Source organism: Streptomyces sp. GD-15H (assembly GCF_045291515.1).
GTDB lineage: Bacteria > Actinomycetota > Actinomycetes > Streptomycetales > Streptomycetaceae > Streptomyces.
In genome coordinates, this window is record NZ_CP149447.1 from 411,611 (window position 1) to 427,036 (window position 15,426).

Here is a 15,426-nt window from a genome sequence, read left to right on the forward strand (position 1 = left end):
CGGGGACATCGACGACATGGACCGGCTGCGGCACGGCGCGATGCGGCGCCTGGGCGCTGTCACGTTGGCTGACCGGTGGGATGATCTTCTGGTTGATCAGGCTGGGAGGGTCGTCCGTGGACAGCGCGCCGTCGTACAAGGGGCACCGGTATCCGGTCGAGGTCATCTCCCACTGCGTGTGGCTGTACCACCGCTTCCCGCTGTCGTTCCGCGAGGCCGGGGAGCTGATGCCCGAGCGCGGCGTGACCGTCTCCTATGAGACGGTGCGGCGGTGGTGTGGCAAGTTCGGGCAGCAGTACGCCAACTCGTTGCGCCGACGGCAGCCTCAGCCTGGGGACAAGTGGCATCTGGACGAGGTCTTCATCAAGATCAACGGTGAGCAGCGGTACCTGTGGCGGGCCGTCGACCAGGACGGCAGCGTGCTGGACATCCTGGTGCAGAACCGGCGCGACAGGGCCGCGGCCAGGCGTTTCTTCCGCAGGCTGATGAAGAAGACCGGTACGGTGCCGCGGGTGGTCGTCACCGACAAGCTCCGCTCCTACGGCGCGGCCCACCGCGAGGTCATGCCCTCCGTGGAACATCGCTCGCACAAGGGTCTGAACAACCGGGCGGAGAACAGCCATCAGCCCACGAGGCAGCGTGAACGCGCGATGAAGGGCTTCCGCAGTACCGGCGGGGCGCAGCGGTTCCTGGCCGCATTCAGCGGCATCTCGCCCCACTTCCGGCCCCGCCGCCACCTGATGACCGCCTCGGATCACCGAGCCGAGATGACCATCCGCTTCGCCGTCTGGGACCAGATCACCGGAGTCGCCGGCCTGCCCGCCACGGCCTGACCCCAGGCCCGAAGCGCAAGCCCACCACGCCCCCACGCGCCATCAGACACTCACACACCCAACAACGTGACAACGCCCTTACGAGCAACAGTCGGCTACTCTGACACTTGCCGCATAACGACACGAACAGGTGTCCACCCTCCGGGGACAAGGCCCAGGTGCGGGTGGTCTGGGCGGACGGCTCGAACTCCTTGGCCGGCTCTTCCGGCGTGCGGCCGGAGCGGACCAGCTCGATGATCCGGCGACGGAACTCCGGCGGGCAGGCCGGACGCGTCCTCGGCACGATGGACTCCTCCTTGCGGGACCCAGTGTCCCCAAGCGGATGGTCGTCCACCAAACCGGAGCAACTTCAGCATCGCTTGCGTCGCTATCCTGGGCAGGCAGGGAAGGGGTCAGGGACGGGCTGGTGGCGATGAACGGTCCTAAGGTTTCCGGAGGCCTTGGCGCAGGTTCAAGAGACCCGACGCAGGGGCCGTACACAGCCACGGCAGTGGTGGACAGCAAGGGCGACATCTCCTTGTGGAGTCCGCAGGCGGAGACGCTGCTCGGATATCCGGCGGAAGAGATCTGCGGCACGCCTGCGGTGGACCTGCTGACCAGCCCAGAGGGCCGGACTGCAGCGCATGTCGCCCGCGAGGAGCACCCAGCCGGGCAGGACTGGGACGGCGTGCTGGGCCTCAAGCACAGGGACGGGCACGAGGTGCAGGTCGCGCTGCGCGTGCGCCCGCTGCTCGGCCGGGAGGGCCGGGCCGGCTGGTCGGTCAGCGCCGCCGACGCCCGGCAAGCGGAGCAGGAGGAGGTCGACCGGGCGATCCTTCAGGCGCTGTTCAGCCAGTCCCCGATCCCGATCACTGTCATGGACAGCGAGCTGCGGCACCGCTGGGTGAACGCCGCGACGGAGCGTGCGGCCGCCGTCCCCGCCGAGCGGCTCCTCGGCCGGCGCATCGGCGAGGTCGCACCGGGTCTTGACGTCCAGACGGTCGAGGAGGTCCTGCGCCAGGTGCGGGACACCGGCGAGCCGGTGCTCGACTTCCAGGTGCGCGGCCGTCCTCCGTCGGAGCCGGACCGCGAGCACGTGTGGTCCACCTCCTTCTTCCGGCTGACCGATTCGGCCGGCCGCCTGCTGGGGATATGCCAGACCTTCGTCGATGTCACCGACGGGTACCTGGCCCAGCGGCGGCTGGCGCTGCTGACCGAGGCCGGCGAGCGCATCGCCACCACCCTGGACGTGGTGCGCACCGCCCAGGAACTGGCCGACGCGGCCGTTCCCGGGCTCGCGGACATCGTCGTCGTCGACCTGCTGGAGGCGACGGTGCGGGGCGAGGAACCGGACCCCGGGCCGGTGGGCGGACAGGTATTGCTTCGCCGGTCGGGCATCAGCTCGGTCCAGGAAGGCGCCCCGGAGGCCGTGTACGCGGTGGGCGCGACGGGGGCTTTCCACCCCGGCACCCCTCAGGCCCGGTGCCTGGCCACCGGGCGGCCGGTTCTGGTGCGGCGGCTGGATGTCGAGGAGTGGTTCGCCTTCGACCCGCGAGCGGCCGAGAAGATCCGCGAGGTGGGGATCCACTCGCTCATGGCGGTGCCACTGCGGGCCCGCGGAATCACCCTGGGAGCGGCCGTCTTTAGCCGGTACCGGGATCCCCAGCCGTACGACGAGGGCGACCTGGCCCTGGCCGAGGACTTCTGCTCCCGCGCCGCGGTGTGCGTGGACAACGCCCGCCGCTACACCCGCGAGCACATCACCGCCTTGACCCTGCAGCGCAGCCTGCTGCCGCACGACCTGCCCGACCACCCGGCCGTGGAGACCGCCCACCGGTACCTGCCCGCCGCCGCCCACGCCGGAGCGGGCGGGGACTGGTTCGACGTCCTCCCGCTGTCCGGAGCCCGCGTCGCCCTGGTAGTCGGCGACGTGGTCGGCCACGGCCTGCACGCCGCGGCCGTCATGGGACGGCTGCGCACCGCCGTCCACACCCTGGCCGACCTCGACCTGGACCCCGACGAAATCCTCACCCGACTCGACGACCTGGTCGTCCGCCTGGCCGAGGAGGACTCCGACTGCCAGGGCGCCACGTGCCTGTGCGCCGTCTACGACCCCATCTCCCGCCGCTGCACCTTCGCCCGCGCCGGCCACCCCCCACCCGCCCTGGTGCAGCCCGACGGCATGGTGGAGTTTCTCCACGAGATCCCGCCCGGTCCACCCCTGGGCCTGGGCGGACTGCCCTTCGAAACCGCCGAACGCCAGCTCCCCGAGGGCACGCTCCTCGCCCTGTACACCGACGGCCTCATCGAAGCCCCGGACCGGGACGTCGACATCGGGCTCGACCGACTGGCCCACACCGTGGCCGCCCCCGCCCGATCGCTGGAGCAGCTGTGCGAGGCCGTGGTGGCCTCCCTGGCGCCGGAGCGCCGCTCCGACGACGCCGCCCTGCTCCTGGCCCGCACCCATGTATTGGAGGCGAACCGGGTGGCCTCCTGGGAGCTGCCGGTCGACCCCACCCTGGTCGCCCAGGCCCGCACCCTCACCGAGGCTCAGCTCGCCGACTGGAACCTGGAACCCCTTGCCTTCACCACCGAACTCATCGTCAGCGAACTGGTCACCAACGCCATCCGGCACGCCCGCGGCCCCATCGCGCTACGCCTCATCCACACCGCATCCCTCATCTGCGAAGTCTCCGACGGCAGCCTCAGCGCCCCCCACCTGCGCCTCGCCCGCAACAGCGACGAGGGCGGCCGCGGCCTGTTCCTGGTCGCCCAGCTCTCCACCCGCTGGGGCACCCGCTACACCACCGACGGCAAGACCATCTGGGCCGAACAAGCCCTCACCCCGGCCTGAGCATCGGGGAGTGTCTGATCATCGGCTCTGTCCCGTAATCGGTGGTAGGGCGTTGTCACATTGACTGACCGGCCTGGGACGATCTTGGAGTTGATCGTGCCATCTCGGGCGATGACCGACCGCCGCCCGCCGGGCACCGGACCGACCCGCACCGCCACCGAGGCGGACACCGAACTGCCGCCCGCGCCACGCGCCCGGCTCGCCGCCGAACGCCTGCCCGCCGCCCCGGCCGCCGGCGACCCGATGCCCGCGCGCCCGGTCACCGGTCGCCGCGCCCTGGGCGCCGGCCCTGAAGGTGATCCGCAGCCACCCACAGCCGAATGCGCAGCTGCGCAGCCTCCCCCGATCTGATGGCGCAGCCCGGCCCTACAGGTCGAACTCGAGGTGTTCGACGTCGGTGAACACCACCGCCAGGCCGTGGGCGCGGCGGCCGCCGTCGCGGAAGTAGACCTCGCCCAGGCCCTCGGCGGCGAGGATGCGCAGCTGCCGCTCACTGGCACCGGCGTCCTAGGCGTCGAACAGGCGGGCCGTGTACTGCGGGGGCAGGCGAGGGTGAGGTGCCGGATCCGGGCGTCGTCGGTGGTGCCGGGCGCGGCGGTGAAGCCGAAGCGGGCAGGGCAACCTGTGTTCACACGGGCGGTCACGGGGTCCGGGCCCGGGAAAGCGGCGGTGGTCAGGGGGTGATCGCCTGGGAAAGCGAGGTGTCGGTGAGCAACTCGGCCCGGGCGGCGCCGGTGCCGGTCAGGACGACCGGCACGGCACCCGCCGGGTCGTGACGGCAGCGCGGCGGGGGCTGGCGCGTCTTCGGCCGCCGGCGGGGGCGGCTGCTTCGGCCGGCGCCCGTCGGCGGCCGGGCAGGGCGGGCCCGGGCCGCTTCGGCGACGCGGCGACAGCGACCGCCGGGAGCCGGCCGGCAGGGCGCTCTCCAAGGAGCCTCACAGGACGCTCTGCAAGGCACCGGACAAGGCGTCCCGCAGAGCGCCGGACAGGGCGCCTCAACCGGGCACGGACCTGAGGAAGAGTCGCAGGTCAGCGCGCTGGTCAAGGGGGCCGGCCGCACCGACTACTTCCCACAGCGCCCTCTGCGGCAGTCCGCCTCGAGGAACCGCAGGCCTTCGGCACCCGCCGCCTGGCCCCGGTCGCCGTCGTCGTCCCGGACAACGCCCCTTGCATGGCGCGGTCCAGGCCATCTCCGACGATGCCCATCGGGGGTTCACCGAACTGGGGCCCCGGCCACACCATCCGAGCCGAGGACGAATACCTGTAGTGGTGTTCCGTCGCTGCGTCGGTCGTCGTTACGTCAGATCCCGGCACGCCTCATCCTCGTCTCGGCTTCGTCGCGCCCCAGCGCGTCGAAGTTGTCGAGATGGAATTTCTTGGCGTTGAAGGCGCGCACCCACAGGCCCGCTGCCCAGCACAGCTGCAGTTCGTTGTCGCTCAGCGCTCGTCCGCGCGCGGTTTGGTACTTCTCCAGGAAGGCCACTGTCCGCTCGACCGAGGCTCCGGCACCGGTGGGCCCGCCCTCGAACATGGCGGCGGCCTGACCGATGATCACCACCTCGGGCTCGTAGACCACGCTGTCCCAGTCGTGGACTGCGAGCGGCCGGCCGTCGCGGAACTTCACATTGCGGCCGTCCCAGTCCCCGTGTCCGAAGACGCGGGCGGCGTCGCGGACCTCCTCGAGCCGCTCGCGCACGGCCGCGCCGAGCTCGTCGACCCACGCCGTGGCAGAGCACCGCTCGGCGTTGAGGTCGGCGTCCCGGTCATCCGGGACCGGCCAGACGCCGTCCTCCTCGTGGTACCAGAGGACCCACGCGGGGGCGGGCCGTAGCAGCGGCTGCGGATCGAACTCCTCTGCGCGGGTCACGAAGTCGGCCAGTAGGCCGGCGAACAGTCGGGGAGCATCGGCGGGCGCGGGCGCCTCGCCCCCTGGCACAGGAGTCTCGGCGCTGGCGACCTTCCTGCCCAGCGGCAACGGACCGGTCAATGGCTCCGGGCAGGGGAAGCCCGCCTGCCACATCCGGCGTTGCACCCGGGTACAGGCTTCCAGCCGCGCATCGTCGTCGCGGATCTTCAGCACCACCTCGCGGCCGTCTGCCAGTCGTAGTCCGTAGACCACGGACAGGTTCCCCGCCGTGAAAGTGCGCTCGGCGACCGGGCAGCCCAGGTGCTTGAAGCACCAGTCATTCACTGCTCGATCGTCGGAGTCTGCAGGCATGGCTTTCCTTTCCATGGGTCGTTCGTCCGTCCGTTCAGGGCCGGGATGGCCGCCCGGAGCCCGTTGGAACCGGATCGGCGCCCTCGCGTCGCAAAGCGCTGATCGGATTGGCGAACTGCCGCGGGCTCAGCCCAGTGAACGGAGCCATCCAGGACGGCTCCGACGCCGTCACCACCAGGGCAGAGATCAGGGAGCCTCGCTGTCTGCCTCTTGCGGTCGCATGAGGTCCAGGTCCTCGCCCCATGCGTCCAGCACCTCGCCGTGCCCGGCCGCCCGGGCGGCCGCCTCGACCAGGGCGAACAGGTGCCGCTGCAGGGCTACGTCGCCCGTGGCCGAGATCCGGTCCACGGCGCGGAGCAGCACGTCGGTGTCCCAGCCCGGCAGCGGGTGCCGGTCGAGCTCCCACTCCAGGTACTTGTTGTAGGGACGGGGGCGGCGGTCGAGAGCGAAGAGCAGCTCCAGCAGGAACCGCATGCTGTCGGCGGCGTCGAGGCGGGCGGCGAGGGCCCAGCCGTCCCGGTGGTTCTTGACGGAGCGGTAGAGGGAGTTGGCATAGGCGTCGAGCCGGTCGCCGGCGTTTTGGAATGCCTCCTCGGCCCCCAGGCGTGCCTTGTCGGCGAGGATCCGGGCGATGCCCCCGTCGAGCCGGTCGAGCACGACCCGGGCCCGGGCGAGGGCGTAGCGTTCAAAACCGGGCATCCCGGCTGCACGGAACTCGGTGAGAGAGACGATGACGAGGTCCAGCCGGGCGGTGCGGTGGCCCGCGAACCCGGTGAGATCGGTCGTGGTGTCATCGGCGAGGACCACGTAGAGGTCGTGGTCGGAGTGCTGGGTGGCCATGCCGTCGTGGGCTCGGGAACCTGTGAGGACGAGGCCGACGACGGCTGGATCGGCGGCGGCGAGTTCGACGAACGCGTCGTGGGTGAGGGGCTGCTGAGCGGTCATGGTGTGGAACTCCGGTGGGGTGACGACGGGTATGCCCGCCGGGGCGGCCCCTTCTTCGGGAGGCGCCCGGCACCGTCTGCGGCTGCACAGGGCCGCCGCCCGGAAGATCAACGCACATCCGGACCCTATCGCCCGGCCGGGCCGTGGGGCAGGGTGAGTGCAAGGTTGATCTGGCAAGCGAGGATGGTCGAGGAGTAGGCCGTGTCGCTCCGGAGCAGCCCCTCGGCGGCATGGCGGGTGAGGGGAAAAGCTGGAAGTGGCGTAGGCGCAGGTGAGAGCGTGGTCCCATGAGCACGATCGATGACGTCATCGCCCTGGCCGCCACCCACGGCCCGCGCCTGTCCGCGCAGGATGCCACCGTGAACGAGGCGGGCCTGGACTTGTCCCTCCCCTCGTAGCGTGGAGTCCGTGCTTGCAGGGGAAGTTGGCAGCCGTGGGTGCTTGATGTCGGCCTGGTCGAGTCGCTGCGGTTCGGCCCTCCGGCCGGCCGCACAGACCTGGAGGTCACCATCGCGCTGACCCGGCTCCGAGGCTGTCAGCGGGGGGTGCGGGTCACTTGCGTGACCTTGCAGGTCACGTGGTCTCCGAGGGGCAGCATGCCGTCGGCGGTGGTGGTGATCGACTGGCCCGGTTCCAGGGGGCTGGTGGCGAGTCCGTGGTCGCCGAAGCTGACGCGCACAGGAGTCACAAACGCGATGTCGAGCTGGTAGGCCACGCGCCACGCGGCGGAGTTGGTGACGGTGATCTGCATCGAGGGCCTGCCCGTGGCCGCATCGACTGTGCACGCCCCGATCCGGACGTCGTCCTTCGGATCCGCGCCCTCGCCCGGAGCCGGGCCCTCGGCGTCCCCCGCCGACTTCTCCAATCCTCCCGGCCAGTGCACGGAAACGAAGGAGGACGCGGGCAGGACCGCCAAGGCGATCACGAGCCCGAGGACCACTTTGCGTACCGTCCCGCCCCCGCCGACGATGGCCCCACGGCGCCGGGGCGCGGGCTGCTGCGGCGGCACGGTGCCCTCTGCGGCACCGGCCCCTCGCCGAGACTGTGAGCGTGACATGTTCCCCTCTCGCGATGGACCAGGCCGGTTCCGACCCCGTGATCACACCAGCCACGCCAAGATCATCTCATCGGGAACCGGCGGACCGTGAGGCGTGGCGCTACATTTTGATCCGCCCGGTCAGCCACCCCTCGCGGTACTTGGCCAGGCTCGGTGCCACCCAGGTGCGGCTGTCGTCCTCGTGGTCCCGGACGAATACATCGGGCCGCCGGAGCCCGGAAAGGAGCCCGAACAGGTCTCCGTTGCCTGCGTCCGCGAAGAAGCGCAGCGGCTCGAAGGGCATGTAGAGGGCGGCGAACTCACTGTCCTGGCGACGGGTCCGGTTCTCGGAGACGGTGCGCTCGGCCGACCAGATGAGCCCGGCTCCGTACTCTCCTTCGACGCCGTTGCTCTCGCGGAGCAGGGCAGCGAGGTCCGCGGGCAGTGGATGGCCGAGGACCGTGGCACAGCGCAGCAGCGACGCCTCCGCAGCAGGGGGTTGGAAGACGGTCGTGCCGGGTAGGACCGCGAGGGCTTCGGTCCACACGGTTGATTCGACCTCCAGGAGACTGGCCCGCGATCGAGCCGTCAAGCGGCCCGCCGGCCGGGCCGGCGTCGCGCGATTCGACCAGTGGCGCGGCTGATCACCGAGCGACAGTACGGCCCGCCGGGCCGGCCACGCACCGCCCCCGGACCAAGAGGGGGCAGCCCAGGCGGGCCTTCGGCAGGCCGCGGTAGCGGGCCCGCCAGATGCCGGTGACGTCGAGGGCCTGGTTGATGGTGTCCTCGATCCCGGCGCGAAGTGCGTCCTTTTGCCGCACGTCGGTGCCCCGGGTTCGACGTAATTCGGTGGCCTGGAGGGCCGAATCTGGGGTCTGATCTGCGCGGACATGGGTGTGGCCGCCTGGAGGGCGTTTCTCTAGGCGGTGGTATTCCTGCTGGTCAGCGGGGTGTGGGCTGGAGGTCGAGGACCTGCTTGGGGTGAGGGATGGCGAGCTTGGCGAGCAGGTCGGTCTGCGGCTTGGTGAGGCCGGTGACCTGCTGGAACGTGCCGGCGGGGCCGGTGAAGGTCCCGACATGGAGGCGCTGGAGCTCGCGGCGGGCCCGGGGCCAGGTCGTGCCGGCCTGGGTCTCAATGATGCGGATGAGCAGGAGGGCGAGCCAGCACAGGATGACGTGGGCGCGGATGCGTTCTTCGAGCCGGTGGTAGACGGGCCGCAGGTCGATGATCTGCTTCATGTCCCGCCAGCCGCGCTCGACTTCCAGGAGTTGCTTGTAGCCCAGAGCGATGTCCTCGGCGCTGAGCTTGGGGTCGGAGCAGCGCAGGAGGTACTTGCCGTCGAGGTTCTCCTCGGTCTTGATCCTGGCGGTGTCGATGCGGAGCTTGCCGGCGGGGGTGGTGCGCAGGTAGCGGTTCAGGCCGGGCTTGTCGGTGATCTTCCCGCGTAGTTCGCCCCGTTTGAAGTCGCTGAGCTTGTCGGTGTCGGCGATCAACTCCTCGAGGTTGGCGACGAGTTGGGTGCGCATGTGCTGGTCGCGCAGCGCGGCTTCGGGGTTGTGGCAGATCACGAACCGGTCGGTGTCGCTGATCCGTACTTCCTTGACGCGCATGTTCTCAGCGATCTCGGTGTAGCGGCCCTGCCGGGAGAGGGCGGCCCTGACCTCGGGTGATCCGGAGCGGAGCTTCTCGCCGATGATGTAGGCGTGGTCGCCCTGCCGCAGGTAGCGGCGGTTGGCCTCGCTGGAGAAGCCGCGGTCGGTCACCCACACGATCTTGGCCAGGGTCCAGTCGCGCATGTCGTCCTTGACCTGCCGGATCAGCTTCTGGTCGGAGGCGTTGCCCGGCCAGCACCAGCAGCGCACCGGGATGCCGTCGCGGGTGACGGCCATGCCGATGACGATCTGGGGCAGGTCGTCGCGGGAGTCCTTGGACTTGCCGTAGGCGCGGAACCCGGCCTGCTTCGCCTTGTCGTCGCCCGCGTCGGCGTCCAGCCGGCGGCCCGCGTCGTCGCGGGCGATGGGGGCGTCGGGCTCCTCCAGCTCGAAGTAGGTGCTGGTGGTGTCGAAGAACAGCAGGTCCACCTCGAGGTTCAGCAGGTTGGCGACCTCGTCGAAGACCTGCTTCTCCAGGTCGCCGGTCACTTCATGGAGCCAGTCCATCGCCCGGTAGCAGGGCTGTTCGCCGATCTCGGCCAGGCGGTCGATGTGCGCGTCGTGGGTGATCCAGTCCGCTGCGGCGAGCTTGGACGACGGCGCCAGTGCCCGGTTGGCGACCAGGGCGGACAGCACCCGTTCGGTGGCGGTCATGTCCCGGCGGCGGCCGCGCTTGGGCTGCCCGACCCGGCCCACGATCTGGTCGATCTTCAGTCGGCGCCACAGGTGGTCGAGGACGTAGGTGCCGCCGAACGGCACCGAGGAGACGAACTCCAGGTCGGACGCGGCGGTCGCGGCCAGCGCGTCGCCCGGCTCCAGCAGCCTCGATAGAGACGCGACCAGGCGCCTGACCGCGTCGCGGTCGAGCTGGTCCTCGCGGCCGAAGGTGAGCAGGACCCTGGGCACCGCCCGACCCTTGGCCGGGTCCCACTCGTTGTGGGCCAGGTGGAGGTACCGGACCGTGCCGGACTTGTTCTCCCGCTTCGTCGTCTTCACGTACACGGCTCTAGACCATACGAGCTGCGGCCAGGACAGCGCAGGTGAATGGAAAAAATCGGGCTCTCCTGCCGTATGAGTGGGTGTCCTGACCTGCTCTGATACGTGAAACACGCCGTCCCCTGTGACCCTTGAGGTGTTGAGGCTCAAGTTGGATCAAGCAGGAAAACGGCGTGTCTGTCTTCAGGATATGGAAGCGGACGCTGACGGTCGACCACACGGTGATCGAAGGTGTCCGGATCGATGAGAGCGAGCGGTGCGTGATCGTGTCGGTACGGCCCGACGCGCGGCGGCGGGGGCGGTGCGGGGTGTGCCGCCGGCGGGCCCCGGGCTATGACGCGGGACGGGGCCGGCGCCGGTGGCGGGACCTCGACCACGGGGCGATGCGCGTGTTCCTGGAGGCCGCCGCACCCCGGGTGGCCTGCCGGACCCACGGGATCGTGACCGGTGCGGTGCCCTGGGCCCGCCACGACGCCGGACACACCCGTGCCTTCGACCAGCAGACCGCGTGGCTGGCCGCCGAGTGCTCCAAGTCCGCGACCGCGCAGCTGATGCGGACCTCCTGGCGCACGGTCGGCGGCATCGTGGCGCGCGTGGTCGCCGACCGCGACCGGACCGTCGACCAACTCACGGGGCTGGTCCGGATCGGGATCGACGAGATCAGCTACCGCAAGGGGCAGAAGTACATGACCGTGGTCGTGGACCACGACACCGGCCGGGTCGTCTGGATGGCCGACGGGCACGGCAAGACCGTCCTCGCCCGTTTCTTCGACAACCTCGGCGAGACGCGGGCCGCCCGCCTCACCCACATCAGCGCCGACGGCGCGCTCTGGATCGCCGAGACACTGGCCGAACGGGCCCCGGCCGCCCTGCGTGTGATGGACCCCTTTCATGTGGTGGCCTGGGCCACCGACGCCCTGGACGTCGAGCGCCGGGCCTCCTGGAACCGGGCCCGCCACCAGGCCGCCGACACCGACGGCCGCGAGCGTGCCCGGGCGCTGAAGGACTCCCGGTTCGCCCTGTGGAAGAACGAAGCCGACCTCACCGACCGCCAGGCCGCGAAGCTCGCCTGGATCGCGGCCACCGACCCCCGCCTGCACCGCGCCTGGCGCCTCAAGGAAGCTCTGCGGGCCGTGTTCTTGCTGGCCAAGACCCGTCCCACCGCCGCGTTGCAGGCCCTGGACCGGTGGATCGGCTGGGCCCGTCGCTGCCGCATCGACGCCTTCGTCGACCTCCAACGCCGCATCCGCCGCCATGACGACGCCATCCGCGCCGCCTTGACCACCGGCATGAGCAACGGGCTGATCGAGTCCACGAACACCAAGACCCGCCTCATCATCCGCCGCGGCTTCGGCTTCCACAGCGCGGACGCGATCATCGCGCTCGTGATGCTCACCCTCGCCGGCGACAAGCCCGCCCTCCCCGGCCGCCAACCCGCCACGGAGTGACCCACTCATACAGCAGGAGAGCCAAAAATCGCGTCTCTAGGGACTTTCGGGCTTCTCTGCCTCTCGCAGCCCGATGACCTGGGCCTTCAGCTCCGCAGGACCTCTAGAACCCCCAAATTACGTCGAACCCGGGGGTGCGGCCTGCTCGGTGTCGGCGCGCGCGATGGAAGTCATCCAGCTCGTGGTCAGCGAGCTGGTCGCCAACGCCCGCAAGTACGCGCCCGGCCCCATCCGGCTGGATCTGCGCATCCTCGGCGACGCCCTGGAGGTGAGGGTCCGGGACGGCAACCGCGTACCGCCCGTAGTCCGGGACCCGGCCCCGGGCCGGGTGGGGCAGCACGGCCTGGAGATCGTGACGGCCCTCGCCCAGGCGCTGGACGTGCAGCCGGAGACGTCCGGCAAACGCATCACCGCCCGCATCTCCCTCATGGACACCGGCGGAGCGTGACCCGGCGGCCCCCCTCCCGCTCCCCGGCGACGGCACCCGACCGCGTGACCGCCTCAACCGTTGGACCCGGCCGGGCCGTTCACGAGGGCGTCATGCACGGCCCACCCCATGTCACCCGCACACCAGCTGACGTTGCCCAGGACGGCGACGTCCACCTCGTGCCGGGGATAGTGGTAGAGGCGGGCGCTGACCCCGTCCTCCTCGCCCGTGTGGCCCCAGCGGACGACGGCTCCCCGGTCGTCGAGGAGGTGGGTGAGGCCGAAGCCGTACTTCCACCGGTATCCGCGCACCTTCTCCGCCCGCTCGTCGACCTGCGGGGTCAGCGCGAGGCGCGTGGTCCCCTCGTCCAGCAACCGGCCGGTGCGCAGCGCCCGGGCGAAAGCGGTCAGGTCGGCGGCACTGCAGGTCGCTCCGCCGTCGGCGGCGGCGCGCGGGGTGGTGGTGTAGTGGTGGGTCCGGTACGGAGTCGGACCGGCGGCCGGGGTGAGATATCCCTCGGCGATGCCCGGACCGAGTTCGTCCAGTGCCCAGAACCCCGACGCGGTCATGCCGGCGCGGGCGAAGACCTCGTCGGCGATGACCTGCTCGTAGGAGCGGCCGGTCAGTGACTGGCACTGTCACGTTGTGGAGTGTGTGGGTGCCTGACGGTGTATCGGGTGTGGTGGGGCCGGGTTCCAGCTCCGTGCTCAGGCCGCGGTGGGCAGGGCGGTGGCGCCGGTGATCTGATCCCAGATAGCGAAGCGGACGGTCATCTCGGCTCGGTAGTCGGGTGCGGGCATCAGGTGGCGGCGGGGCCGGAAGTGGGGCGAGATGCCGCTGAATGCGGCCAGGAACCGCTGCGCCCCGCCGGGGGCTTGTAAAGAATCAACACGTTGCTTCGCGGTCTCTGGCGCGTTGGTCTGGTATGCGCATACCGAGTGAGGTTCGTGATCAACTCGCCCTGAGGTTCAGGGTGTTGTTTCCGCACCTGGATGAGCGGCAGCGGCGGCTGGCGCTGGCCACCGAGGCCCGGCTGCTGGGCCACGGCGGGGTCCGGGCCGTCGCGCGCACTGCGGGCGTGAGCGAGACGACCGTACGGAAAGGGGTCTTCGAACTGGAGGGCGGCGAGGATCCGCTGCCCGATGGCCAGGTCCGCCGCTGTGGTGGGGGCCGTAAGAGTGCCGAGGAGCTGGACCCGCTGCTTGTTCCGGCTCTGCTGAGGCTGGTCGAGCCGGACGAGCGGGGGGATCCCATGTCGCCGCTGCGGTGGACGACCAAGTCGCTGCGGCACCTGGCCGAGGAACTCGCCGGGCAGGGGCATCCCGTGTCGGCGCCCACCGTGGGCCGGCTGCTGCGGGAGGACGGCTTCAGCCTCCAGGTCAACGCCAAGACCCTGGAGGGCAGGCAGCACCCTGACCGGGACGCCCAGTTCCGCTACATCAACGAGCAGGTCAAGCAGCACCAGGGAGCCAGTGAGCCGGTCATCAGCGTGGATGCCAAGAAGAAGGAGAGGCTCGGCCGGCTGCCCAACGCCGGCCGTCAGTGGCGCCCGAAGGGCGAGCCGGTCAAGGTGGAGGACCACAGCTTCTTCGCCGCCGGCCCGACGCCGAGCAGGCCATCCCCTACGGCATCTACGACCTCACCGCCGATACCGGCTGGGTCAACGTCGGATGCGACCACGACACATCCGCCTTCGCGGTCGCTTCCATCCGCCGCTGGTGGCAGGCTCGCGGACGAGACGACTACCCGCAGGCCACCCGGCTGCTGATCACCGCGGACGCGGGCGGCTCCAACGGTTATCGCACCCGGGTCTGGAAGGCCGAACTGGCCGCGCTGGCCGCCGAGACGGGCCTGAAGATTACGGTGTGTCACTTTCCGCCGGGTGCTTCAAAATGGAATAAAATTGAGCATCGGCTATTCTCCCACATCACGATGAACTGGCGCGGCAGGCCACTGACCAGCCACGAAGTCGTCGTCCAGACCATCGCCTCGACCCGGACCCGCACCGGGCTGCGGGTCGAGGCCGCCCTGGACACCGGCGCCTATCCCACCGGCGTCACGGTCGGCACCGACCGCATGAAGGCACTTCCCCTCGAGCCGCACACCCAGCGCGGCACCTGGAACTACACCATCCGCCCCGCGGACAAGCCCACCGACCCGGCGGCCCCCGGGAGGGCTCCGCTGCCGGAGCGGGCGGCGGCCCTTGAACTGCTGTTCGACCCGCGCCTGACCGGGATGAGCCACGAAGAACTGGACGCGATGGCCCGGCACCTGGCCCCCGCCCAGGCCGCGCGGCGCGAAGAACTCCGCCACCAGCAGCGCGGCGGGAAACGCCGCCAGGTCCCGGGAGCCCACGGCCGGTCCCTGCTCTCGGCCAGGGACCGCCTCCTGATCACCGTCCTGCATCTGCGGCAGACATGCGCCCAGAAAGTCCTGGCCGAGATCCTCCAGGTCACCCCGCCGGCGATCGGCCAGGCGATCAGGGAGACCCGGCCTGTGCTGGACGAGCACCACTACGCCATTACCCCCACCGCCTTGCACTTCATCCAGGCGCAGGAGGTCCTCGCCTTCGTACGGACCGGCTCCGCCACCCCGCCCCGGCGGCCGGACATCTCCACGGTGCTGTCCGACCCGTCACTGACCGGCATGAGCCGCGCAGACCTGCAGAAACTGACCGACCGGCTACTGGTGAGGTATACAGCCCTGCGGGAACGGCGCCGCTACCAGCGACGCGGCGGGCCACGCCGGCCCGGGACGAACGGCGGCGCCTTCCACCAGAAGATCCCCCACGCGGAACGCGTCCTGATCTCAGTCCTCCACCAGCGCAACGTCTGCACCCGACAGGTACTCGCCGCCCTCTTCGACGTCACCCCGCAGACCATCGGCACCATCTTCCGTGACCTCCGCCCCCTCCTGGAAGAAGACGGCCACCTCCCGACACCGGCCACGCCCTTCCGCACCGCAGCGGACCTCCTCGCCTCCGTCGCACCACCCGAGAACGCCCCGCAGAAAGCCGAATCACCACGTTGATTCTTTA

General features: G+C 70.6%; 11 protein-coding genes and 5 pseudogenes. 6 read left to right on the plus strand and 10 right to left on the minus strand.

Features of this window, described 5'->3' with window-relative positions:
- Positions 1-80 precede the first annotated feature (80 nt).
- The 3 genes from WJ438_RS01995 to WJ438_RS02005 all read left to right on the plus strand — a co-directional run bounded on the left by WJ438_RS01995 (position 81) and on the right by WJ438_RS02005 (position 4,017).
- The gene (locus tag WJ438_RS01995; RefSeq protein ID WP_406729563.1) at positions 81-833 is read left to right on the plus strand and encodes an IS6 family transposase; all 753 of its coding nucleotides are present in this window, start codon (positions 81-83) and stop codon (positions 831-833) included.
- Positions 834-1,323: 490 nt separating this feature from the next.
- Positions 1,324-3,666 (plus strand): SpoIIE family protein phosphatase, encoded by a 2,343-nt coding sequence (locus WJ438_RS02000; protein ID WP_406723686.1) that lies wholly within the window; start codon positions 1,324-1,326, stop codon positions 3,664-3,666.
- A gap of 111 nt (positions 3,667-3,777) precedes the next feature.
- Positions 3,778-4,017 (plus strand): hypothetical protein, encoded by a 240-nt coding sequence (locus WJ438_RS02005; RefSeq protein WP_406723687.1) that lies wholly within the window; start codon positions 3,778-3,780, stop codon positions 4,015-4,017.
- A gap of 15 nt (positions 4,018-4,032) precedes the next feature.
- Here WJ438_RS02005 and tpg read toward each other — a convergent pair.
- From tpg to WJ438_RS02045, 8 genes and pseudogenes are all read right to left on the minus strand, one after another.
- Positions 4,033-4,280 (minus strand): annotated as a pseudogene (gene tpg, locus WJ438_RS02010) (telomere-protecting terminal protein Tpg); the annotation flags it as partial.
- Between the two features lie 686 nt (positions 4,281-4,966).
- On the minus strand, positions 4,967-5,884 hold the full coding sequence (locus tag WJ438_RS02015) for a hypothetical protein (RefSeq protein WP_406723688.1): 918 nt from the start codon (positions 5,882-5,884) through the stop codon (positions 4,967-4,969).
- A gap of 58 nt (positions 5,885-5,942) precedes the next feature.
- A pseudogene (locus WJ438_RS02020) lies at positions 5,943-6,032 on the minus strand (IS5/IS1182 family transposase); the annotation flags it as partial.
- Between the two features lie 38 nt (positions 6,033-6,070).
- Positions 6,071-6,829: a hypothetical protein gene (locus WJ438_RS02025; protein ID WP_406723689.1), complete on the minus strand. Its 759-nt coding sequence runs from the start codon at positions 6,827-6,829 to the stop codon at positions 6,071-6,073.
- A gap of 535 nt (positions 6,830-7,364) precedes the next feature.
- Entirely contained in the window at positions 7,365-7,769 is a 405-nt protein-coding gene (locus WJ438_RS02030) for a hypothetical protein (RefSeq protein ID WP_406723690.1), read from the minus strand.
- Positions 7,770-7,986: 217 nt separating this feature from the next.
- Positions 7,987-8,412: an SMI1/KNR4 family protein gene (locus tag WJ438_RS02035; protein ID WP_406723691.1), complete on the minus strand. Its 426-nt coding sequence runs from the start codon at positions 8,410-8,412 to the stop codon at positions 7,987-7,989.
- Positions 8,413-8,509: 97 nt separating this feature from the next.
- Positions 8,510-8,686, minus strand: a complete 177-nt coding sequence (locus WJ438_RS02040; protein ID WP_406723692.1) for a hypothetical protein — start codon at positions 8,684-8,686, stop codon at positions 8,510-8,512.
- Positions 8,687-8,807: 121 nt separating this feature from the next.
- Entirely contained in the window at positions 8,808-10,514 is a 1,707-nt protein-coding gene (locus tag WJ438_RS02045; protein WP_406723693.1) for an IS1634 family transposase, read from the minus strand.
- A 173-nt stretch (positions 10,515-10,687) separates the two neighbouring features.
- Here WJ438_RS02045 and WJ438_RS02050 point away from each other — a divergent pair, with 173 nt between their 5' ends.
- Positions 10,688-11,962, plus strand: coding sequence for an ISL3 family transposase (locus tag WJ438_RS02050; protein WP_406723694.1), 1,275 nt, complete (start codon positions 10,688-10,690; stop codon positions 11,960-11,962).
- Positions 11,963-12,110: 148 nt separating this feature from the next.
- A pseudogene (locus WJ438_RS02055) lies at positions 12,111-12,410 on the plus strand (ATP-binding protein); the annotation flags it as partial.
- 53 nt (positions 12,411-12,463) lie between these two features.
- On the opposite strand, the gene WJ438_RS02060 reads toward WJ438_RS02055, so the two are convergent.
- A complete protein-coding gene (locus WJ438_RS02060; protein WP_406729564.1) occupies positions 12,464-13,015 on the minus strand; it encodes a serine hydrolase domain-containing protein in 552 nt (183 codons plus the stop codon).
- 81 nt (positions 13,016-13,096) lie between these two features.
- A pseudogene (locus WJ438_RS02065) lies at positions 13,097-13,261 on the minus strand (IS6 family transposase); the annotation flags it as partial.
- Between the two features lie 53 nt (positions 13,262-13,314).
- On the opposite strand from WJ438_RS02065, the pseudogene WJ438_RS02070 reads away from it, so the two are divergent.
- Positions 13,315-15,419: pseudogene (locus WJ438_RS02070) on the plus strand (ISAzo13 family transposase).
- The last annotated feature ends 7 nt before the right edge of the window (positions 15,420-15,426 follow it).

Excerpts from the sequence above, each read along its gene's own strand:
- WJ438_RS01995 (WP_406729563.1), top strand. The coding sequence starts at position 81 with ATGATCTTCTGGTTGATCAGGCTGGGAGGGTCGTCCGTGGACAGCGCG.
- WJ438_RS02025 (WP_406723689.1), bottom strand. The coding sequence starts at position 6,829 with ATGACCGCTCAGCAGCCCCTCACCCACGACGCGTTCGTCGAACTCGCC.
- WJ438_RS02005 (WP_406723687.1), top strand. The coding sequence starts at position 3,778 with ATGACCGACCGCCGCCCGCCGGGCACCGGACCGACCCGCACCGCCACC.
- WJ438_RS02015 (WP_406723688.1), bottom strand. The coding sequence starts at position 5,884 with ATGCCTGCAGACTCCGACGATCGAGCAGTGAATGACTGGTGCTTCAAG.